Raw genomic sequence first — 20,356 nt, forward strand, 5'->3', positions numbered from 1 at the left:
AGGAAGGGGTGCACATGGCACCCCTTCTTGTCATGCTCAAAGCTAGCTACTGACCCTTTTTATACTTCACCACCAGCGGCTTATAGTTTTTTAGTTTTTTGTTGTCTCGCAAGAAGTCTTCAAACAGGCGATCCACACGAGTAGCCAATTCGAACACAGTGCCTTTGCGATCCCGATGCCACTTTTGCAGTTTCTTTGCGATACGCATACGTGCATTCGCGCCATCCCGAACCCCAAACAGAGTGCTTTCCAATGGCATCTTTGCATTCGTCTCAAACAAGCGAAAATCGTGATATTTTTCGACCCGCTTGGCTGTGCTCAGGCAGGCCTTGCCTAGCGCGAGTTTCTCAAAGTTCACTTCCTTCCCTTCAAACGGTGGCTTAGCCATGTAGCGCCCAAGTCGACCAAAACTACCTTCAAAATGATAGGCTGTCAGGGAATGAACAGGCAGTTTTGTTATGCTAGATTTGAACCGCTTGCTGTGTCGTTTTAGTTTGGCAGTTTGGCTCTTTGCACCCCAGCAAAAGACATGAGCGTGAACAGAAAACATCTTGCCCCGCTGATCTATCGGGTAGTTGATGATTGGCTGTGTCTCCACCACTCCCAGAGCGCTATAGTCTGTGTAGTTACGAAGAACATCTTGGACCGCCTTCTTACACGCATAGATCTTTGCAACCCCCTCCCTCTCATTGAACATAAGATGGTCCGAGACGATGGTTATCCACTGAAAATCAAGGGCAGCATTCTTCACCCCCAATTCATAGAGGTTCTCCATCTCATCAATTAGGAAGCGCCCCATCATATTTCGTGCCTTCAAATCACTAGCTGGCATGAAGTCCGCACGAATATCCCCCATGCCGAGAAGCGCTTCAAAGTCCTTGAGGTCTGTTGTCTTGAATACTCGATTGCGAAGAGTAGCAAACCAGCGCTTCTGGTGAGTCTTACAGTCTTGCTTGTGGATCTCTTTGCTGTGCTCAAAGTCTTCGTCATAGCCGTCAAGATTTTTGGGGACGGTATCCAAAGAAAGTTTCTTTCTAGAGGTACTCTGAGAGTGTGCTAGACTATCACAATCTGTAGATTTGGTAGATTGTTGAGTAGGGGATATACGTATACAACGCCCACTCGATTTCAGCTTGGGATTATTCCCCTTGTTCGGGGTTCTTTTTTTGTCTTTTTGGGGCCGCTTTTCATTTTTCACTTTCGTCTCCAATCTTTGAGTTTTTGGATCCTGCGCGACAAAGAAGTACACCCCCACTTCCGCGAGCACGCGAAAGCCGTGGTGCGCCGTACACCGCGCAAGATTTTAGGTTGTTTTGATATGTGTGGTGGTGTTGCCGCAGAGTGCGGATGTCCGTGTGGGGTGATCAGATCCACGTGGACGTCTGAATTACTTCAGTGACCTAGGTGTTATTTGTGCCTTCTTGGGATGGCTTAACAGGTGGTAGCCGGTACTCACCCGTGAAGTTGCGTGTGGACTGCTGAACATACCCCAGCAAAGCGTCGTTCGGATATCGAATCGAATTGCCAAACTTCATCCAGACGGGTCCAGTTCCAAGTTCTCGGCACTTCCGAAGCCAACTCACTGACATGTTGAGATAAGCGGCTGTTTGCTTTTCTGACAAGAAACTGGTGGGGACAGACCCCTTACGGTTCTTGATCATAGGTCTGACATCATATTCCATTGTGCTCTCCTTTTTCTGCACTTTGGTTTCTTTTGACACCATCAAGAGAACCACAACTATTCGGCTTCTGCTGTGGTGCCACTCCATGTTTTGGAGCACCATCAACATATACATAAAAAACAATAAATTCCATATAGTTACAGAAATTTAAGGCGTGGCTAGAAAACTGTTCTGGCTATATCTCGATGGCACTACCAGCCCCAACGGCCTTCCAGTTTGAGACCTCTAAGCACTAGTTTCCTTGAAATTCGTATCCCTATGGGGATACACATATGAGATGTGGTCAAAATAAAATTTCCTGCCCAACGGCAGAAACTGGGCAAAATAGCAGGCATGGCACGAATCAGAATAATCCGACGCACTGAAGAGAACATTGCCTTGAGCAAAGAAGGAGAAATTCTCCGGGGGCTTGCCCGAACCAATGGCAAACTTAGGTCGGACCTGCGCTATCTAGACAATGTGGGTTTAAGAACGTTCCAGCGTATTTTCGATGAGTCGCAGGGCGACGAGATTCCCTATAACCGCCCCGCCAACGTTCTAAAGCGATCGGTGTATGTACTAGGGCGTCAGTTGATTGAGTTAAAAAAGCAGGAAATTCTTGCTGATTTCCTGCAGAAACGTTCTGCAACATACAGCGCGCCGCTTGCAAGTATTGCAACTCCCAACGTCAAACAGAACCCTTTCCACTGGTGCTACCTCCTCTTGCTTGGCGAAAATCGGCTAGGCAAAAACTCAAAGCGCATCGTGAGCAGAGATCAGATTTCAAAATCGTCGCGACAGCTGATATATGCACACAAGAACGACGTTCCGCCTGAGTATGTAATCGGTTTTATTCTGCAAATCGGAGGTGACCCAATTCTTGATTTGTACCGCAGAAGGAAGCGAAAAGGCTGGAAGACTGCGAAACGTGTCGAAAAAAATAGAAGCGACCAAGAATTCGCTAGCACTCACTCGCCAGAAACACCGTCATAACAAGCGTTGTCACTGAAAGTTTCGCGGGGTCTTCTGGTCCTCCGCTTAGGTCTCTGTTGTAGCAGTCGAATATTCAAAAGATGCGTGACCCTCATATGTGATTGCGCCAATGCCATGCTTCCCATATGGGTTGTTGTCATCGGTTAAGGCATCATAGGTTGCCACAGCCGTCATGATGTTTTGCACAGTTTGTGGCCCTATATCCATGATGCTTGGCATAGCAACGTGCGCCCACATAAGCTCAAAGCGCCGACGGCGGTCGTTCAGCTCACATATCTTTGCACAGTTGGTTTCAAGCAAAGGATATTGTTCGCGTGATCCGTCATATCCACGGTCCTGTAGTTAATGATGTCCAGAGAGAATGCAGGCCCAACGTCTGGGCCTGCTAGTATGGCATGCGAGCCGCTTACAGTTCGCTGTCGAGTAGAAGGGTCATAAACCGCGTTGTTTGGTCTGGGTTGGAGGCATCAACAGACATGTCGTCAAGGTCTTTATTGTAGTAGTTGATTTCCCAATAGATACGGCGATTGTTCACCGTGATCTCGCCCATGTCATGCTCGCCACCCACCTCGCAGCTGTTGTCGCCTTCAGCGCTCCCGAGCTTTTTCATGATGTTGTCCACCTCGGCGCGGCCAAGCATGTGAATGCCCCACGAAATAGAAACGATCCCGCCCTTGGCCGTTTTTCGAAAGTGATCGTTCAATGCTCGGTTCTTTTGCAGCGGCGACATTGTCGCTGTCAGCTTGACATGCTCTGAGTGTGCGTTGTCCGTCATGGTACGCTCCTTGAGTTTTTTGGATGTGTTGGAAAAAATGCGCTCAGGATTATTCCCAAGAATCGCAGGACATCACGCCACGCTTTACCATTGCGCACTATGCTGTCGAAAACAGTGTACCAAAAATCGACAGTATGTCAATTTTTTACATAAAATCAAAATCTTAGATGGAAACACCGTCTCCAAATTCGTTGAGGCGAAAAACACAGAATCCCACACAGCAACACGCTTTTTTTTGCAGGGTGGTAGCTAGGTGGTTGCTGGAAAGAAAAAATGGGCTAACGACATCCCGCTAACCCATTGAAATCTCTGGTGCCCCCACACGGACTCGAACCGCGGACCTACTGATTACAAATCAGTTGCTCTACCAGCTGAGCTATAGGGGCACTGGCTGTCGATTACTTCCTCTGGCAGTTGACTGCAAGCCTGAATTTTAGCCCAAACTTAGACATTGCCCGATTTCCTGAGAACGTGCAAAAAAACGCTGAATTCATCCGTTGCAAGTATCTCGCGAATGGTAACGGACGTGGCTATGCAGAAAAGCCAAGGGGTAAAGGAAAAATGCAGGTTGCCATCCACGCCGGTGTTGCCTTTTCGGATGAAGGGCTGGTGATGTCCTCGCTTGGCGCGAACAGGAGGGTCCTGGCCGAGTACCGAACTGCGGTTCTGGGGCCGCGTCGGTCCCGGCTATTCGTGAAAGTGATGTCTGAATCGATTATGCAGGGTGTATCTGATGCAGACGCACGGAACAGATTGTCCGAGCTTGTTGCCGGAAACCAGAACCTGGACCGCGTGGTTGTGTCGAGTGACAAGTTCTTTGGCCCCAGGCGCACCGCACTGCAAGACGGCCAGATCTATCCGTTTGCGGGGAATAGAACGGCCCATACGGACTCTCTGCTGGATGGCGCCCAGGTTCAGGTGTTTGCAGGGCTGGTGAACCCCGGGGTTTTCATCCCAAAGATTCTGGCCTCGATCCATGAAGACCATCGGCGGGACATTCTGGCCAGTACCGATTTAAGCTGCCTCAGCTGGCTTGGCATGATCGAAGACCTGCGGGATCTCGCGCCTCAGGTTCAACTCACCTTGTGGGAACACGAGAATTCCCCGCTTATCTGGGGCGATATCATCCGCGCCATAGCGGGATTGCCTGATGAGGCTGTGCTTCACGAAGAGTTTGCATTCCTGTCTTCTCTTTTGACAGAGGCGGGACAACGTCATGTATTGGACATCGTGAGAAAAGGGGACGCCCTTGACCGGACCGGCCGACGTGAAGAGATGGCAAATATTCTGGACGAATACGCCCGACCGGAGCAGATCGAAGAAGAGCTCGACTTGCCGGGTTGGAACTCTGACATAGTTGAAGCGTTCACAGAGCTTTACGAGCAGGATCTGGCCACGATCCGGTCCATGCCCGACGTTCGTGTTTTGCAAATCTGATCGCCTGCGCAATGCTGTCGGCTGTGTTGCACAAATGGCGCGAAAGAAACTTTTCCACGAATCCGGCGTGAGGGCAGGAACGCATGCCTATTCGGGGCCCTGCTGAAAATCAGGTCACGAACCGGGCGTCTTGCGGCGACGCGGTGATACGGAAAAGCCTGCCGATCAACTGATGGATCTGACGGACCATGGCGTTCGACCAAATTGATCATCCGGTTCTTCGCAGATTGGCATCATCTGACCGGTTCATTTGTTTGGCGCAATGCATCAGGCAGCAAGGTAATCTCGTAATATCCGATTGAACAGATCGGCTTTTTCCAGATGCGTCGCATGTGCAGAGTTGGGAATCACCGCGAGGTTTGCATTCGGGATGGATTGCCACAGCTGTTCCGTCTGACTCCATGGATAGGTGCGATCACGATCCCCCCAGATAACCAGCGTTTTCGTCTTGATTGCCGGCAGGTTTTCAGCACCGCTCCAGGAATGCATCGCGTCCAAACCAGCGAGCATGGCTTTCAGATTGCTTTTCTGCGCTATCGTGGCGCAAAGCTCGTATTCCAGGGCTTTTTCGCGTTCGAGAAACCAGGTTGCCGCAATCCGCCGCGCCGTCACTTTCGGCCCGTCTGAACAGGCACGGGTTTTCGAGGTATCAATGGTCTCGAACCGCCCGGGCAGCACTCCTACGGACCCGGTGCCATAAAGAACCAAACGGTCAACACGCTCGGGCGCACGGGCAACCATTTCCTGCGCGACCATTCCACCCATCGAGTGACCAACCAGGTGGAATGTCTCGATATCGCGCAACTTCAGCTCATTCAGAGCCCAGTCCGCGAATCCCGAGATGCTGCAAAATGCGTCGCGTTGCGCATTTTCGCCAAAACCCGGCAGATCCAGCGTGATGACATCGTAACCTTGCAAGGCCTCGACCTGGCGTTGCCATTGCCGACTGCCGCCCAGAAACCCATGGACAAATACGATGGGTGTCATTTCCGGCCGCCCTGCACAATCCGATCCAGAATCATCGCACAGAACAGGATTGAGAACCCTGCAAGGATACCCTGGCCAACATTCGCGTACTGCAACGCTTCCAGAACGTCTTCGCCCAGCCCTTTGGCACCGATCAGCGACGCCACGACAACCATTGCCAATGACAGCATGATTGTCTGGTTGATCCCCGCCCGGATCGACGGGCTTGCCAGCGGCAAGTCGACCTTGGTGAGCAGGTACCATTTGTTGGCGCCGAAACTGATCGCCGCCTCGCGTACACTTTCGGGTACGCCGCGCAAGCCCAGCACGGTCAGGCGCACCACTGGCGTGCCGCCGAAAATCATCGTGACCACGACCGCCGCCGGCTTGCCGACACCAAAAAACGCGATCACGGGGACCATGAAAACAAAGGCGGGCATGGTTTGCATGAAGTCCATGATCGGCTGGATGAAAGCATAAAACCAAGGCCGACGCGCCGCGAACATGCCCAGTGGAATTCCGATGACAATCGACAGGCACGCCGCTGTCCCCAACAAGGCCAGCGTAGTCATAGCGCCCTCCCAGAAGCCCAACAGCCCCATATAGGCCAGAAACGCGCCCGAGTAGATTGCCGTGCTGACGCCCGCAGTCAGCCATGTCAGCAGAATGATGAGACTGGCGATCACGATCCAGGGCGTCTGCACCAAGATGACCTCAAGCGCGTCCAGCAGTGTACGGATACCGAATGTCAGCCCGTCAAAGAACGCTTCGCTGTTGCGCACGCACCAGGCGATGAAGTCTTCCACCCAGGTGATGCTGGTCAGACGGATGTTGGGGTCTGTCGGGAAATGGCTGAGCAACGAGAAGCGCCCCGGAAAGCTGTAATGCATCATCGCCGCAGCAACGATCAGCGCCATGAATACCGCGCTGAACACGATCTGCGATACCGGCATTGCTGATCGGATTGAACGATCTGACAACCATTCCGAGAAACGCGCCTCTAGCGCCCAGTTTGCCACCTGTGACTGAACAAGCTTGACGATGATCAGAATGATCAGGCCGGTCAGAACGATGTAAGGCCCTTCCGCGGCCATCGCTTCGGCTTCGGCGCGGATGCCGCCTATGTTTTCCTCGAGCGAGTCCACCGTTCGCTGATAAACGTCGATCTTGTCCGAATTGTTTTCAATGGCAGCGGCCAACTGCTGACGGCGCAGTTCAAGTGTCCCTTCAATCGAAGCGATGCGTTCCATCGCCTCGGCCGCCAGATCGCCGAACATCCCGCGCGCGATCTGCACATAGGCTATTGTTTCGAGGATCAGAAATGGCAGCGCCCATGACCACAAGCCCCGGGCACCGAACCAGACCGGACCAAACAATCCGGCCATCAGATTGAAGGTTGGTGTAAAGCGGGACGACGCGCCGATCTTGTCGAAGTTGCGGATGTAGTAGTCGGGGCTGGTGCGTACAAATTCCCGTATGTTTTCGCGCCGCTCTTCGGCATACGCCAATGCGGCTTCGCTTTCGGTATCTTCCAGCGGGTTCACATCAGATGTGCTCATGACACTTCGGTCCCTTCGATCACGGTGCGCAACAGATCGGCACGGGTTATGACGCCAACATCCACGCCGCCGTCCTCCACCAGGATTGCGCTGTCGTTGTCGATTGCCAGATTGATCAGCGTGCTCAGGTTCTCACCCTCATTTACACGTGGGGCATCTGCCGATAGCGGCCCATGGGTCGCAACATGCTCTGGTATGGGCCGCATGACCGCATGGGCGCGCACCACTTTGAGCCGCGATATGCCCGCAACGAAATCGGCCACATAGTCATCTGCGGGGTTCATGACGATGTCTTCGGCCGTCCCGATCTGTACCACCTTGCCGTCGCGCATGATCGCGATCCGGTTCCCGATGCGAACTGCTTCATCCAGGTCGTGGGTGATGAAGATCGTCGTCTTTTTCAGGATTTTGCTCAGTCGGATGAACTCATCCTGCAACTGCCGCCGGATCAACGGGTCCAGCGCCGAGAACGGTTCGTCCATCAACAACACATCCGGGTTCGCCGCCAGTGCCCGGGCAAGGCCCACACGTTGCTGCATACCACCGGACAGTTCGTGTGCGAATTTCGATCCCCAGGCTCCGAGTTCGACGATATCCAGAATAGCGGCTGCCTGGCGCATGCGTTCATTCTTGCTGACTTGCCGGATTTCCAGCGGCATTGCGACATTGTCCAGCACAGACCGATGCGGCATCAGCGCAAAGTTCTGAAAGACCATGCCAATCTTGTTGTTGCGAAACTGCTGGAGCTCTTTCGGACCCAGAGCCATCACGTCAGTGCCCTCGATTTCGATCTTGCCGGCGGTAGGCTCCAACAACCGGTTGAAGTGGCGGACCAGAGTGGATTTTCCGCTGCCTGACAGGCCCATGATGCAGAATATCTCGCCCCGGTTGACCGACAGGCTGACATCCGCCACGCCGACAACGCAGTTGTATTCAGACAGCACCTGGGCCTTGTCCAACCCGCGGTCGAGGATCGCTTGCAGCGCCACCTCGGGCCTGCCCCCGAATATCTTCCAGACATTCGAGATTTCAATAACGGTATCGTCGCTCATGGGTCCCCCAGAGGTGCGCATTTGGGTGGCGCCGCCAATCGCCGCCACCCTGTTTTGGGACGAAAGATCAGAGACCCAGCCAGGCGTCTACACGATCCGGGTTCGCTTCGACCCATTCGCGGGCAACCTCTGCCGGATCCCGGCCCTTGCCGCTGATCTCATAGGCGAACCCGCTCACATCATCCGCCGTCAGTGCGAAATTCGCGAAGAAATCAGCAATCGCCGGAGAGCGCTCTGGCAGCGTGTTGGACCATGCAATCTGTACGTTCTTGAGGGCGTCCTTGGTTGCAACACTGGATTTGTTGTACCAGTCCGGATCATCAGATGGCTGGACCATCACGTATTTTGCCGGGTCAAATGGCGGCTCGGTCAACATCTGAACGTCGAACATGTACCAGACCGCATGCGGCTTATAGCAATAGAAGGCGTACCCTTCACCCTTGGCTATGCTGTCCTTGATCCGCGCGGTCTTCACACTTTCCTCGGCACGGATCGGCTCGATGAAATCAAGCAGGCCGTAATCGCGGGTTTTGACTTCGTTCACATTGGCCGAAGCCCAACCCGGCGCGCCAATCCACATTTCACCTTTGCCATTGCCGTCACTGTCCATCAATGCGGCTACATCCGGGCGACCCAGATCAGCGATGTCGGTGATGTTGTTGGCTTCACCAAAGTCTTTGCTGACGCAAAAGCCCTGATTGCCCTCGTAGGGGTTCGACGACAAGGTAACGGTGCCGGCTTCGTCCACATATTTCTTGGTGAAACTTTCCTGGTTGGGCAGCCAAACATCGGGATGCACATCGATATCGCCCTTGCCCTGATCCATCGCCTGAAAGATCGTGGCGTTGTTGCCGGGCACATATTCCACTTTGCCACCGATGCGCATTTCCACGACCGCGCCCAGCAGATGGGCAATGGCCTGTGCGCCGGTCCAGGATGGCACGCCGATTTTCACCTCTTCGGCTGCGAATGCAGGCATGGCGCAGACGCTGACCGCAGCAGCCATCCCCAGCGTTTTTAGATTGGTTCTCATGGTCTTCTCCTCTGTTGAAATGCGCCGTGGTTCGGCGTCGTTTTTTCCGTCGTTCGACTTTCCTATTGCGCAATAGGGTCGTGCCAACTTGCTTTTGGCCGCAACTTCGGACGGAAGGCTGAAAAGAGGACCAACCGCCAGACCCTACCCAGAAGTCTAGAACAGGAACTTTTCCGAGAGCCAATTCGAACATTTCATCAAACTATTCTGTTTCTGCATAGTTCCTGTATGCTTGTTGAAAACGGTCGTTAACAAGCGGGGATACGCATTGGATCTGAATTGGCTACGCGACTTTGAATGCCTCGCCCGGACCTTAAACTTCACCCGTGCGTCGGATGAGCGTAACATCACGCAATCCGCATTCAGTCGCAGAATCAAGGCGTTGGAAAGCTGGGTCGGGCTGCCCTTGGTCAATCGGGCAACCTATCCCGTGCAATTGACCGAGGCCGGCAAACAATTCCTGCCTGTTGCTCAGGCGGCGATTTCACAGCTGTCAGAATCCCGCCAATCCCTGCGGGACGCCGACCGGGGCGACAGTCGGTTCATCCGATTTTCGGTTCTGCATACCATTGCGGTTAATTTTTTGGCAGCCCGCATAGAGGAATTGCAGAAACAGATCCCGGATCTGCGCACGCGCGTCCTGTCCGATTCTCTGAGCACCTGCTGTGATCTTTTGGTCGAAGGCGCGGTGGATATCCTGCTGTGCTACTATCACCATTCTGTCTCGCCCATGATCGACGAAACCGCGTTCGAGCGTAAGGATCTGCTGAAGGATCGTCTGATCCCGGTAGCTACTATTGAGCCGGTACGGACAATGGGGTGGGATTTATCCAGACAGGATGGCCCGCCGATCCCCTATCTGGCCTATGACCGATCGTCGTTTTTGGGCATGGTCGTCGAAAACACCGTTGACCGGAAACCCCAGAATACCGAGACGATTTATGTCGATAGTCTGGTCGAAACGATCAAGCGACGATTGATGACAGGCAGCGGATTTGCCTGGATGCCCGAAACGGCGATTGCCGAGGAACTTGATCAGGGGGTATTGGTACCGGTCGGTGATGATGCATGGTGCGCGACATTGACGATTTCAGCCTTTTCCAATCCGGCCAGCTTGGATCAGATCGCGTACCAGCTTTGGCAGCGGTTGTGACCGGGCAAAACCATAATGGGCCCACCGACTGCCGTTGAAAAAGCCCTACGCTAACTCGCATTGCAGCCCGTCTGAGAAAAACTGACGATCGCGCGGACCAGCAGATCGACCGTGTCCACTGCATTGGCGTCGTCCGCGACGCTGTCGGCAATGAGTGAAAACTCGGAGCAAGCGACAAACTGCAAGTCTGCCCCCGCCTCGACCAGTGCCTTTGAAGACGCGCGCAGCGTTTCGCGCGCCTTGTCGCTTTGGCCGTTGACCTTGATCGCGCGGATCGCCGCCAGCATCGCGTCGTCATCCGTGGACCAAACGGTCGACAGCCCGCGCGCTTGCAGGGCTGTTTCGAAAAGACAAGTACGGCGCACCGCCGGAGACGCGAGCACACCAACGCACCCACCCTTCCCGAGTGTCCCGGCGGCGTGATCCGCAGCCAGATCAACCATATTCAACAGCGGAACGGTCACGGCATCGGTGATCGCCTTGGCATAGTGATGCGCCGTGTTGCAGGGCATTGCCAGCGCCACGGCGCCGGCATCCTGAAGACGTCGCGCCATCGTCGCCAGTGTCGGCCCCGGATCTTCGCCCGACCCTTCGATCAGATGCGCGATCCGCGATGGCACCTGTGTGTTCATGTCGATCAGAAGCGGAATGTGGTCCCGATCATCGCGCACCGGTACAGCCTCCACCAGCTTGCGCTGGAGGAGGATCGTTGCCTCGGGGCCCATGCCGCCAAGAATGCCGATGGGGCGCAGCATCATTGCTCAGATATTCACCCAGCGGTTTTTGTGATCGAACGCAAAGTCATACCCCGCCAAAGCCGCGGCGCCGCCCGTGTGAAGGAAAACGACCCGCTGGTCTTTGAACTCGCCTTTGCGCGCCAGATCGATCAGGCCCGCAGCGCCCTTGGCCGAGTAGCAGGGATCCAGAAGGATACCTTCCAATTCAGCAAACATCTGGATCGCTTCGATGCCGCTTTCAGTGGGCAGGCCATAGCCTTCGCCGACATAGTCAGTATTGGCCATGACATCTTCGCGCTTTACCACGCCTGCGCACCCCAGTTTTTCGGCTGTCTTGCAGGCGAGGTCGTAAACCATCTGTTCCTGCTTTGGCCGAGGTGCCCTTGTCCCGATGCCAAGCACCGGCACCTGCGCATTCATGGCGCACATTCCTGTCACCAAACCTGCCTGCGTACCGGACGACCCGGTTGCATGTACCAGCCGGTCAATCCGCAATCCGCTGTCATTGGCCTGCCCCAGCAGTTCAAAGGCCGCGTTTACATAGCCCAGCGCCCCGGTCGGGTTCGAGCCGCCGCCGGGAATGACATAGACATTGCGGCCTTCTGCCCGTTTCTTCTCGGCAGCCTTTTCCATTTCGCCCGGCATATCGTGACCCCCGGGAAACTTCTGGGTGGTCGCGCCGTGCAAGTGGTCCAGCAGGACATTGCCGTTTGTATTGTAGTTGCCATCTTGATAGCCGGTGCGATCTTCCAGAAGAATATGGCAATCAAGGCCCAGCTTGGCGGCAAACGCTGCGGTTTGTCGACCGTGGTTGGTTTGTGTGGCACCTTGCGTCATCACCATGTCCGCGCCCTGCGCTTCCGCTTCGGCCATCAGGAATTCCAGCTTGCGTGTCTTGTTGCCGCCGGTTGACATGCCGGTGCAATCGTCGCGTTTGATCCAGATTTCCACACCCAGCTCTTTGGAAAGCCGCTTCATCGGTTCAAGCGGTGTCGGCAGATGGGCGAGGTGAAGGCGGGGGAAGCGGGCGAGATGCATATCACAATTCCTAATATTGATTTTCGTCAATTTACACTTTGAATTACCGCACTGCTAATTCGAAATTCAGCAAATATGTTGCAACAATTGCATGTTAATCAAGGCTGCGGTATCTGGTACACATGCGCCTTGAATGGATCGATGACATATTGGCCGTGTTGGACAACGGATCGCTGACACGCGCCGCGGAAAAACGGCTGCTGACTCAATCTGCCTTTACCCGTCGGGTGCGGCTCATCGAAGGCAGTATTGGTGCGACCCTGTTTGACCGTCGCCGCAAACCCGTATCCCTGATGCCGGGCGTTCAGGCGTTGGAACCTGAACTGCGCGAGCTGAGTGCGCGCCTGCACAAACTGCGTCACAGTTTGAAAACAGAAAGCGATCAGGCCAGCCAGTCGTTGTCGCTTGTGTGCCAACATGCTCTGACGACAACCGTCTCGCCGAAAGTGGTCCGGATGTTGACCGAAAACAGCGATATCTCGGTTCAGGTGCGATCGGGGAATCAGGACGAGTGTCTGTTGCAGCTGATCTCGAAGGAAGTCGATTTCGCGATCATGTACGCGATCTCGGACGGCAGGGTGCACAACCTCGAAAATGCGTTTGAGGCAAAGTCGCTTGGTGCTGATACTTTGATCCCGGTATGTGCCCCGGCAATGCGCAGGGAATTGGATGGCAAGACCATTCCCGCGATTGTCTACCCGCCTGATGTCTTTCTTGGGCAGGTGTTTTCCCGATTGATTGCACCGCGTTTGCCCGACAAAACCAGAATCATGGCCAAAGCCGAGACGGCCCTGACTTTGGCAATGCTGCAATATGCCGTGAATGAAATCGGCGTTGCATGGCTACCCCACTCTTTGGTCGCCACGCCGCTTGCTCAGGGGCAGCTTGTAAGCGTTGAAGAAGCTCTGCCTGCACAGGCGTTGACAATAAGAATGGTCCGTTTGGCTGGACCGCAGTCAGAGTACAGTGAACAGATTTGGCAACGTCTCGCAGGGCAGTTGCAAAGCTTTTGGTTGTCGCAGGATCAAAGCAACGAGGCGATCTGAGCAATTCACAGAGAAAGAGAGAAACGCCGGGTCTGCCGGTCAGCGTCGGAAGAATACGCAACGGAATAGTGGCAAAACCGAGCTGGATGTATCTAACCTGTGCTGAAAAGACAGCAACAGGGCAGGTCTGCGGGTGTTCAGGAAGATATTGAAAACGGGTCTAGGTGTCGTGGTTCTGGGCATCGTGGGAGTGCTTGGCTATCTGCTGATCGCCCCGCCGGACTTGCTGAAAGTGGGTACGAATTACTCGGCCAAGATCGTCTGTTCGAACGTTTTCATTGCAGGACGTGATCCGGACGAGGTCCTTACGGTGGATGTGCAGGCCCCGGGGCATCCGCTGCTCAAACATGTTTCGATTGAGGTCGATCGACAGGCGCAGACTGTTCACGCGCGGCTCTTTCGGTTCTTCGCGCCCGCCACGTCGCAGTTCCGGCCGGGGTTTGGCTGCACCAACGTGCATGCTACATCCCTGAGTGCGCAGCGGTTTGAAGCCGCCAAGTCCCCGATGCCCGGCCTTTGGCCAACGGGAAACGACGTTGCGCTGTCTGATGATCCCAAAATTCAGGCCGTCTTGTCGGATGACAAGCTGCTTGGCAAAGGATACCGCGCCGTAGTGGTGGTTCAAGGCGGGCGCATCGTGGCCGAACGCTATGCGGAAGGGTTCGACGCCGACACGCCGTTGCTGGGCTGGTCCATGACCAAGACGGTCACAGCGGGGCTGATCGGAACGTTGATCAACGCGGGCCGGATGAATGTATCGGACACCCTCGTCGACAGCTTTCCCGAATGGGCAGAAGACGCAAGGCGAGACATTACTGTTGCGGACATGCTGGCAATGACAAGCGGTCTGCAATGGAATGAAGAGTACGGAGACGTGTCAGACGTGACCAGGATGCTGTATCTCAGCGATGACATGGCCAGTTTCGCTGCTGACCGTGCACTGGAAGCCGGCATTGGAACCGATTTCAACTATTCCTCCGGCACGTCCACCGTGTTGTCCCGGGTGTGGCAGGACAAGCTGCCCGATGGCGGTTTGAGCCATCCTCGGGATGCGCTTTTTGAGCCGCTCGGCATGACTTCGGCGATCATCGAGACAGATGTCGCCGATACATTCATCGGGTCCAGCTATATGTACGCCACGGCCCGTGACTGGGCGAGGTATGGCCAGTTTCTGCTGCAAAAAGGGGTGTGGGACGGCGCACAGATCTTGCCCACAGGTTTTGTGGACTGGATGTTCGAGCCCGTTGCGGCGTCTGACGGGGAATATGCCAAGGGTCATCTTTGGTTGAAGTCGCCGGGCGACCTGCCACCGTTCGAAGATGCGGTTTGGCTGCAAGGGCATGACGGTCAGTCCATCGGAGTTTTCCCGTCGCGTGACATGGTGGTCGTGCGGATGGGGCTTACACCTTCACGGTTGGGCTATTCTTCTTTGCCCTTGGCGAAAGCGCTTATTGCGGCTTTCGGGGGGTAGGGGATCGCATTCCCATCGACGCACCGCCCGACATTGCGGCGGGCATCGCCCGTGGGGCAGGACACCGGGTCGCAGATCGGTGACTTGATTGCTGGCATGATTTGGTATACCGCCGCATACAAATTCAAGATGCCGGGCTTTTTCGTGACCCGGTGCATCAGCTAAATGGTCGGAACCGTCATGAGCCTTTACACAGAATACCTGAACGAAATCGAGACGCGCAAAGAACAGGGCCTGCACCCCAAACCCATCGAAGACGGTGCCCTTTTGCAGGAAATCATCGGGCAGATCAAAGATGCGGGTCACGCGCATCGCGCAGATTCACTGAACTATTTCATCTACAACACGCTTCCGGGCACAACCAGCGCCGCAGGTGAAAAGGCGCGCTTTCTGAAAGAGATCATCCTGGGTGAGGCGACGGTCGAAGGAATCTCGCAGGATTTCGCGTTTGAATTGCTGTCGCATATGAAGGGCGGCCCGTCGGTGGATGTTCTGCTTGATCTGGCGCTGGGCGACGACGCAGAGATTGCGCAGAAGGCGGCGGCAGTTCTGAAAACACAGGTGTTCCTGTACGACGCAGACACGGACCGGTTGAAAGCGGCGTTTGAGGCCGGGAACCCCGTCGCCAGGGACATTCTGGAAAGCTATGCCAAGGCCGAGTTCTTTACCCGGCTTCCCGACATCGAAGAAGAAATCAAGGTTGTGACCTATGTGGCGGCCGAAGGGGATATTTCGACCGACCTTCTGTCGCCCGGCAATCAGGCGCATTCGCGGTCGGACCGTGAATTGCACGGCAAGTGCATGATCTCACCTGAAGCACAGGCCGAGATTCAGGACTTGCAAAAGCAGCATCCGGACAAGCGTGTCATGCTGGTTGCTGAAAAAGGGACGATGGGCGTTGGATCGTCGCGCATGTCCGGTGTCAACAACGTCGCATTGTGGACCGGAAAGCCAGCCAGCCCCTATGTGCCTTTCGTGAACATCGCGCCGGTTGTTGCCGGTACAAACGGGATTTCACCGATCTTTCTGACCACCGTCGGCGTAACCGGCGGGATCGGCATCGACCTCAAGAACTGGGTCAAGAAAGTGGATGCCGACGGCAAGCCGATTCTGAACAATGACGGCAATCCTATCCTCGAGCAGAAATATTCCGTCGAGACCGGAACGGTGCTGACCATCAACACCAAGGACAAAAAGCTGTACAATGATGCAGGCGACAAAGAACTGGTCGATCTGTCATCGTCCTTCACGCCGCAAAAGATCGAATTCATAAAGGCCGGAGGTTCTTATGCCATTGTCTTTGGCAAAAAGCTCCAGACATTCGCGGCCGAGACGCTCGGTCTCGAGCTGAAATCCGCTTTCGCACCGTCCAAGGAGATCTCGCATGAAGGGCAGGGCCTGACGGCGGTTGAAAAGATATTCAACAAGAACGCGGTTGGCGTGGCCGAAGGCAAAGTTCTGCATGCGGGCTCGGACGTTCGGGTGAAGGTCAACATCGTCGGTTCGCAGGACACCACCGGTCTGATGACGGCGCAGGAACTGGAAGCCATGGCGGCGACAGTGATATCGTCCACCGTTGACGGCGCCTATCAGTCTGGCTGTCATACAGCTTCGGTTTGGGATTCCAAAGCGCAGGCAAATATCCCAAAACTGATGAAATTCATGAACAACTTTGGCCTGATCACCGCGCGTGACCCCAAAGGTGTTTATCACCCGATGACAGACGTGATTCACAAGGTCTTGAACGACATCACCGTGGATGACTGGGCAATCATCATCGGCGGCGACTCGCATACGCGTATGTCCAAAGGCGTCGCGTTTGGTGCTGACTCGGGTACTGTTGCACTGGCGCTGGCCACCGGCGAAGCCACCATGCCGATTCCGGAATCGGTCAAGGTGACGTTCAAGGGTCAGATGGCGGATCACATGGATTTCCGCGATGTGGTTCACGCCACCCAGGCGCAGATGCTGAAGAAATTCGGTGACAACGTGTTCCAGGGCCGGATCATCGAAGTTCATATCGGAACGTTGCTGGCGGATCAGGCATTCACTTTCACCGACTGGACGGCCGAGATGAAGGCCAAGGCGTCGATCTGCATCTCAGCGGATGACACGTTGATCGAATCTCTGGAAATCGCGAAAAGCCGTATCCAGATCATGATCGACAAAGGAATGGATAACGAGGCCCGGACACTGCAAGGCCTGATCGACAAGGCCGATGCGCGGATCGCGGAAATCAAGTCGGGTGAAAAGCCTGCCCTGAAACCGGACGAAAACGCCAAGTACTTTGCCGAGCTGGTGGTTGACCTGGATGAGATCAGCGAACCCATGATCGCCGACCCGGATGTCAATAACGCCGATGTATCCAAGCGTTACACCCACGACACGATCCGGCCGGTTTCCCACTACAAGGGGGAAAAGAAGGTCGATCTGGGATTTGTTGGATCGTGCATGGTGCACAAGGGCGATCTGGTCATCGTCTCGCAGATGCTGAAAAACATCGAGCAGGAGAAGGGCACGGTAGAGTTCAAGGCCCCGCTGGTCGTTGCTGCGCCCACCTACAACATTATCGATGAGCTTAAGGAAGAAGGCGAGTGGAGCATTCTTCAGAAGTATTCAGGCTTTGAATTCGACGATCTGTTCCCAAAGAGCAAAGCGCGGACGGAATACGAGAACATCCTGTATCTGGAGCGTCCGGGATGTAACCTCTGCATGGGCAACCAGGAGAAAGCCGCAAAGGGCGATACTGTCCTGGCCACGTCCACACGCCTGTTCCAGGGGCGTGTTGTTGAGGACGCGGCGGACAAGAAAGGCGAATCCCTGCTGGCATCGACCCCGGTGGTGGTGCTGTCGGCTGTTTTGGGCCGGATGCCGACCGCCGAGGAATACAAGTCGGCCGTGAAGGGTATCGACCTGACCAAATTTGCGCCTCCGATGGAAAAGCCCGCAGGCACGAAGTCAGCGCATTTCTGAACGCAAGGCACTTCATTGATTGCCCGGTCACCCCTGAAGGTGGCCGGGCGATTGAATCCGAATGCGTTCAGGCCTGGTTGCAGCGCGTGCCGCGATGACTCTGACCCAAAGGCGCGGCATAGGGATGCCCCGAACCTTTCGCACGGCTTCGCGTGGACCACATGGAAAATCATGGAAAATCCATGTCCCACGGTCATACGGTCGCTGTTTGGCGTCAGGCTGACAGCTCTTTATACATGTAAGTTGTGGGTTCCAATTTGGTTTCGAACGGGTTCCGGCAGTAGTTCGGAATTTCCCCGGCGATCTGAAACCCAAGGTCCAGATAGAGCAATCGAGAAGGGTCGGTGCTGCGGGTATCAAGAACCAGCATCGTGCGTTCCAACTCTGTCGTTCGTTGAAAGAGGGCTTGCATCAAGGCGCGGCCAAAACCGCGCCGTCTGGCGTTCGGGTGCACCAGAAGCTTTGCGACATCGGCGCGGTGCGGCTGATTGGGCATGGTCGCGGGGATCAGTTGCACCGTGCCCTGAATGCGCCCGTTGTCGTGGAGGACAAACAGCTCCAATGCAGCGGATTTCAGCCCGGGCCGAACTTTTTGCAGCCAGTAGTTTCGTGCGTCACCCTCGGTAAACGGAAGGACGAAGCCGATGCTGGCCCCGTCATGCACACAGGCGTGGAGGATTTCCGCCAGATCATCTACTGCCGCGCTGAAATCGGGATCGGTCAGACGCGAGATCATATCAGCACCAAGAGATAACGCGCACCGCGAGATGCGCCTGTTTCGAATCTGGTCGGGCCGGACAGGTGATAGCGCAGGCAATCTCCGGCGCTCAGCGCATGGGGTGTTCCGTCAACAGTCAGTGTCAGTGCGCCGTCGATCAGGACCAGATGGTGTTCCTGCCCGGACTTGGGCGGCGCCTCGTAAGTGATGACCGTGTCGCGCGGCAGGTGGCATTCCACGACCTCGGCGTTCAGGCCGTTTGCAGGGGGTGAAACTGCACGGCGGGTAAAGCCAGTTTCGGGATCGCGCCATTCGGTCTGGCGTTCAAACGGCACTTTGGGGTCAAAGCTGTCTTCGACCATCATCAAAAGCCGGGACATCGGCAGGCCATAAGCGGCACAGAGGCGGCCAAGATTCTCAGCGGTGGGGCTGACCTCTCCTTTCTCCATGCGGGACAGCGTGGCGCGGCTGATTCCGCTGTGAGCGGCCAGTTGATCCAGCGACCATCCGCGCCCGTGGCGGAGATCGTTCAAACGGACGGCAAGGCGGTTTGAGAGGTTGTCGAGCATGGATCACAAACGAGAGGAGTTTTCATTAACGGGAAAAGTACAAAAGAAATATGGTTGTGTAAATGAAAAAGGGCGCGGAAACTCCGCACCCTTCGTAAGCCTCTGACGATGTGGCGGATTACTTCCAGCCGACTTCGTTGAAGATTTTCTGTGCTTCCGGGATGTTCTTTGCGACCTCAGACAGGTTCACGTCGTCAGCTTTGAACTCACCCAGTGCCTTTACCGATTCCGCCAGTTCAACACTCTGTACTGCCGGGAATTCGTCATTGCCCGCCGAGAAGTACTTCTGCGCCTGATCGCTTGCCAGATACTCCAGGAACAGGATTGCGTTTTCCTTGTTCGGCGCATGTGCCGCGACGCCACCGCCCGACAGGTTCATATGCGCACCATAGCTGTCCTGATTGGGGAAGACCCAGCCGATCTTGTCGAGGTCAGAGGACAGGCCTTTGACGTCTTTGCGGATAGCCCGCGCATAGTAGTAGGTGTTCGACACAGCGATATCGCATTCACCCGAAACGATGCCACGCAACTGGTCGGTGTCACCGCCCTGCGGGTCTCGGGCCATGTTGGCGACAACGCCTTCGGCCCAGGATTTTGCAGCTTCGGCGCCTTCATGTGTGATGATCGAAGCGAGCAGGGTCTGGTTGTAGGTGTTGGTCGAGGACCGGATGCAGATCAGGCCCTTGTATTCCGGCTTGGCCAGGTCCGCGTAAGTGGCCGGCGGATTGGCAACGTTTTCCTTGTTGTAAAAGATGATCCGACCGCGCTGTGAAAAGCCGAACCACTGGTTGTCTTCGTCCTGAAGGTTGGCGGGGATGCGCTCTTCCAGGGTTTCGCTGTCGATTGCTTGCAGAATGCCGGCATCTTTGGCACGCGCCAGGCGAGACGTGTCGACCGTCAGCATGACGTCTGCCGGAGAGTTCGCGCCTTCGGCTTCCATACGCGCGATCAATTCATCCGCCTTGCCTTCGATCCGGTTGATCTTGATTCCGGTCGCTTCTTCGAAATCGGTGTAGAGGCGTTCGTCGGTGTCATAGTGGCGCGACGAATAAAGGTTCAGTTCGCCTTCGGCGGCGGCCGATCCGGCGATCAGGGCCGACAGGGCGGCGGCGATAAAGCGGGTGGTTTTCATCTGTGTATGTCCCGGTTGTCGATTCTCATGAGTGGGAATTTCC

The 20,356-nt window shown here is 55.3% G+C and carries 19 protein-coding genes and 1 tRNA gene; 6 read left to right on the plus strand and 14 right to left on the minus strand.

The features are described 5' to 3' along the window. Positions 1 to 46 precede the first annotated feature (46 nt). Positions 47 to 1,198, minus strand: a complete 1,152-nt coding sequence (locus ACR0DJ_RS16645) for a hypothetical protein (protein WP_480686297.1) — start codon at positions 1,196 to 1,198, stop codon at positions 47 to 49. A gap of 817 nt (positions 1,199 to 2,015) precedes the next feature. Here ACR0DJ_RS16645 and ACR0DJ_RS16650 point away from each other — a divergent pair. After that, complete coding sequence (locus tag ACR0DJ_RS16650; protein WP_480686298.1) at positions 2,016 to 2,654, plus strand: hypothetical protein; 639 nt, start codon at positions 2,016 to 2,018, stop codon at positions 2,652 to 2,654. Here the strand turns inward: ACR0DJ_RS16650 and ACR0DJ_RS16655 are convergent. The 4 genes from ACR0DJ_RS16655 to ACR0DJ_RS16670 all read right to left on the minus strand — a co-directional run bounded on the left by ACR0DJ_RS16655 (position 2,623) and on the right by ACR0DJ_RS16670 (position 3,815). Then, positions 2,623 to 2,727 (minus strand): DUF3768 domain-containing protein, encoded by a 105-nt coding sequence (locus ACR0DJ_RS16655; RefSeq protein ID WP_480685735.1) that lies wholly within the window; start codon positions 2,725 to 2,727, stop codon positions 2,623 to 2,625. The genes ACR0DJ_RS16650 and ACR0DJ_RS16655 overlap by 32 nt on opposite strands. Next, positions 2,700 to 2,891, minus strand: a complete 192-nt coding sequence (locus ACR0DJ_RS16660) for a DUF3768 domain-containing protein (RefSeq protein ID WP_480685736.1) — start codon at positions 2,889 to 2,891, stop codon at positions 2,700 to 2,702. Before ACR0DJ_RS16660 ends, ACR0DJ_RS16655 begins: the two co-directional genes overlap by 28 nt. Before the next feature lie 169 nt (positions 2,892 to 3,060). Next, positions 3,061 to 3,429: a DUF3768 domain-containing protein gene (locus tag ACR0DJ_RS16665; protein WP_480685703.1), complete on the minus strand. Its 369-nt coding sequence runs from the start codon at positions 3,427 to 3,429 to the stop codon at positions 3,061 to 3,063. A gap of 310 nt (positions 3,430 to 3,739) precedes the next feature. Next, positions 3,740 to 3,815, minus strand: a tRNA-Thr gene (locus tag ACR0DJ_RS16670). 175 nt (positions 3,816 to 3,990) lie between these two features. On the opposite strand from ACR0DJ_RS16670, the gene ACR0DJ_RS16675 reads away from it, so the two are divergent. Then, a complete protein-coding gene (locus ACR0DJ_RS16675; protein ID WP_257599860.1) occupies positions 3,991 to 4,866 on the plus strand; it encodes a hypothetical protein in 876 nt (291 codons plus the stop codon). Between the two features lie 267 nt (positions 4,867 to 5,133). Here ACR0DJ_RS16675 and ACR0DJ_RS16680 read toward each other — a convergent pair whose 3' ends face one another. The 4 genes from ACR0DJ_RS16680 to ACR0DJ_RS16695 all read right to left on the minus strand — a co-directional run bounded on the left by ACR0DJ_RS16680 (position 5,134) and on the right by ACR0DJ_RS16695 (position 9,476). Beyond that, positions 5,134 to 5,853, minus strand: coding sequence for an alpha/beta fold hydrolase (locus ACR0DJ_RS16680; protein WP_425079333.1), 720 nt, complete (start codon positions 5,851 to 5,853; stop codon positions 5,134 to 5,136). Further along, positions 5,850 to 7,391 carry an ABC transporter permease gene (locus ACR0DJ_RS16685; protein WP_480685706.1) on the minus strand — a complete coding sequence of 514 codons (1,542 nt, stop codon included), beginning with the start codon at positions 7,389 to 7,391 and terminating at the stop codon, positions 5,850 to 5,852. The genes ACR0DJ_RS16680 and ACR0DJ_RS16685 overlap by 4 nt, the downstream gene beginning before the upstream one ends. Further along, positions 7,388 to 8,443: a quaternary amine ABC transporter ATP-binding protein gene (locus tag ACR0DJ_RS16690; RefSeq protein ID WP_480685708.1), complete on the minus strand. Its 1,056-nt coding sequence runs from the start codon at positions 8,441 to 8,443 to the stop codon at positions 7,388 to 7,390. Before ACR0DJ_RS16690 ends, ACR0DJ_RS16685 begins: the two co-directional genes overlap by 4 nt. Positions 8,444 to 8,510: 67 nt before the next feature. After that, a complete protein-coding gene (locus ACR0DJ_RS16695; protein WP_425079331.1) occupies positions 8,511 to 9,476 on the minus strand; it encodes an ABC transporter substrate-binding protein in 966 nt (321 codons plus the stop codon). Positions 9,477 to 9,744: 268 nt separating this feature from the next. Here ACR0DJ_RS16695 and ACR0DJ_RS16700 point away from each other — a divergent pair, with 268 nt between their 5' ends. Next, complete coding sequence (locus tag ACR0DJ_RS16700; RefSeq protein ID WP_480685711.1) at positions 9,745 to 10,629, plus strand: LysR family transcriptional regulator; 885 nt, start codon at positions 9,745 to 9,747, stop codon at positions 10,627 to 10,629. A 50-nt stretch (positions 10,630 to 10,679) separates the two neighbouring features. Here ACR0DJ_RS16700 and cuyB read toward each other — a convergent pair whose 3' ends face one another. Next, positions 10,680 to 11,387 carry a cysteate racemase gene (cuyB, locus tag ACR0DJ_RS16705; RefSeq protein ID WP_480686299.1) on the minus strand — a complete coding sequence of 236 codons (708 nt, stop codon included), beginning with the start codon at positions 11,385 to 11,387 and terminating at the stop codon, positions 10,680 to 10,682. Positions 11,388 to 11,390: 3 nt separating this feature from the next. Then, entirely contained in the window at positions 11,391 to 12,404 is a 1,014-nt protein-coding gene (gene cuyA / locus ACR0DJ_RS16710; RefSeq protein WP_480685713.1) for a D-cysteate sulfo-lyase, read from the minus strand. A 122-nt stretch (positions 12,405 to 12,526) separates the two neighbouring features. Here cuyA and ACR0DJ_RS16715 point away from each other — a divergent pair, with 122 nt between their 5' ends. From ACR0DJ_RS16715 to ACR0DJ_RS16725, 3 genes are all read left to right on the plus strand, one after another. Further along, positions 12,527 to 13,450: a LysR family transcriptional regulator gene (locus tag ACR0DJ_RS16715; RefSeq protein WP_480685715.1), complete on the plus strand. Its 924-nt coding sequence runs from the start codon at positions 12,527 to 12,529 to the stop codon at positions 13,448 to 13,450. A 133-nt stretch (positions 13,451 to 13,583) separates the two neighbouring features. Further along, on the plus strand, positions 13,584 to 14,921 hold the full coding sequence (locus ACR0DJ_RS16720) for a serine hydrolase domain-containing protein (RefSeq protein WP_480686300.1): 1,338 nt from the start codon (positions 13,584 to 13,586) through the stop codon (positions 14,919 to 14,921). 180 nt (positions 14,922 to 15,101) lie between these two features. Next, entirely contained in the window at positions 15,102 to 17,894 is a 2,793-nt protein-coding gene (locus ACR0DJ_RS16725; protein ID WP_425079327.1) for a bifunctional aconitate hydratase 2/2-methylisocitrate dehydratase, read from the plus strand. A 214-nt stretch (positions 17,895 to 18,108) separates the two neighbouring features. Here the strand turns inward: ACR0DJ_RS16725 and ACR0DJ_RS16730 are convergent, their stop codons facing one another. The 3 genes from ACR0DJ_RS16730 to ACR0DJ_RS16740 all read right to left on the minus strand — a co-directional run bounded on the left by ACR0DJ_RS16730 (position 18,109) and on the right by ACR0DJ_RS16740 (position 20,313). Further along, on the minus strand, positions 18,109 to 18,630 hold the full coding sequence (locus tag ACR0DJ_RS16730; RefSeq protein WP_425079326.1) for a GNAT family N-acetyltransferase: 522 nt from the start codon (positions 18,628 to 18,630) through the stop codon (positions 18,109 to 18,111). Next, positions 18,627 to 19,181, minus strand: a complete 555-nt coding sequence (locus ACR0DJ_RS16735; RefSeq protein ID WP_257599868.1) for a helix-turn-helix domain-containing protein — start codon at positions 19,179 to 19,181, stop codon at positions 18,627 to 18,629. Before ACR0DJ_RS16735 ends, ACR0DJ_RS16730 begins: the two co-directional genes overlap by 4 nt. 118 nt (positions 19,182 to 19,299) lie before the next feature. Next, positions 19,300 to 20,313 (minus strand): Fe(3+) ABC transporter substrate-binding protein, encoded by a 1,014-nt coding sequence (locus ACR0DJ_RS16740; RefSeq protein WP_257599869.1) that lies wholly within the window; start codon positions 20,311 to 20,313, stop codon positions 19,300 to 19,302. Between the last annotated feature and the right edge of the window lie 43 nt (positions 20,314 to 20,356).

Source organism: Ruegeria sp. BF10, assembly GCF_056538725.1.

What these genes read in the sequence shown, in the direction of transcription:
- ACR0DJ_RS16650 (WP_480686298.1), top strand. Translation starts at nt 2,016, where the DNA reads ATGGCACGAATCAGAATAATCCGACGCACTGAAGAGAACATTGCCTTG.
- ACR0DJ_RS16660 (WP_480685736.1), bottom strand. Translation starts at nt 2,891, where the DNA reads ATGTGGGCGCACGTTGCTATGCCAAGCATCATGGATATAGGGCCACAA.
- ACR0DJ_RS16665 (WP_480685703.1), bottom strand. Translation starts at nt 3,429, where the DNA reads ATGACGGACAACGCACACTCAGAGCATGTCAAGCTGACAGCGACAATG.
- ACR0DJ_RS16675 (WP_257599860.1), top strand. Translation starts at nt 3,991, where the DNA reads ATGCAGGTTGCCATCCACGCCGGTGTTGCCTTTTCGGATGAAGGGCTG.
- ACR0DJ_RS16680 (WP_425079333.1), bottom strand. Translation starts at nt 5,853, where the DNA reads ATGACACCCATCGTATTTGTCCATGGGTTTCTGGGCGGCAGTCGGCAA.
- ACR0DJ_RS16685 (WP_480685706.1), bottom strand. Translation starts at nt 7,391, where the DNA reads ATGAGCACATCTGATGTGAACCCGCTGGAAGATACCGAAAGCGAAGCC.
- ACR0DJ_RS16690 (WP_480685708.1), bottom strand. Translation starts at nt 8,443, where the DNA reads ATGAGCGACGATACCGTTATTGAAATCTCGAATGTCTGGAAGATATTC.
- ACR0DJ_RS16695 (WP_425079331.1), bottom strand. Translation starts at nt 9,476, where the DNA reads ATGAGAACCAATCTAAAAACGCTGGGGATGGCTGCTGCGGTCAGCGTC.
- cuyB (WP_480686299.1), bottom strand. Translation starts at nt 11,387, where the DNA reads ATGATGCTGCGCCCCATCGGCATTCTTGGCGGCATGGGCCCCGAGGCA.
- cuyA (WP_480685713.1), bottom strand. Translation starts at nt 12,404, where the DNA reads ATGCATCTCGCCCGCTTCCCCCGCCTTCACCTCGCCCATCTGCCGACA.
- ACR0DJ_RS16715 (WP_480685715.1), top strand. Translation starts at nt 12,527, where the DNA reads ATGCGCCTTGAATGGATCGATGACATATTGGCCGTGTTGGACAACGGA.
- ACR0DJ_RS16725 (WP_425079327.1), top strand. Translation starts at nt 15,102, where the DNA reads ATGAGCCTTTACACAGAATACCTGAACGAAATCGAGACGCGCAAAGAA.
- ACR0DJ_RS16730 (WP_425079326.1), bottom strand. Translation starts at nt 18,630, where the DNA reads ATGATCTCGCGTCTGACCGATCCCGATTTCAGCGCGGCAGTAGATGAT.
- ACR0DJ_RS16735 (WP_257599868.1), bottom strand. Translation starts at nt 19,181, where the DNA reads ATGCTCGACAACCTCTCAAACCGCCTTGCCGTCCGTTTGAACGATCTC.
- ACR0DJ_RS16740 (WP_257599869.1), bottom strand. Translation starts at nt 20,313, where the DNA reads ATGAAAACCACCCGCTTTATCGCCGCCGCCCTGTCGGCCCTGATCGCC.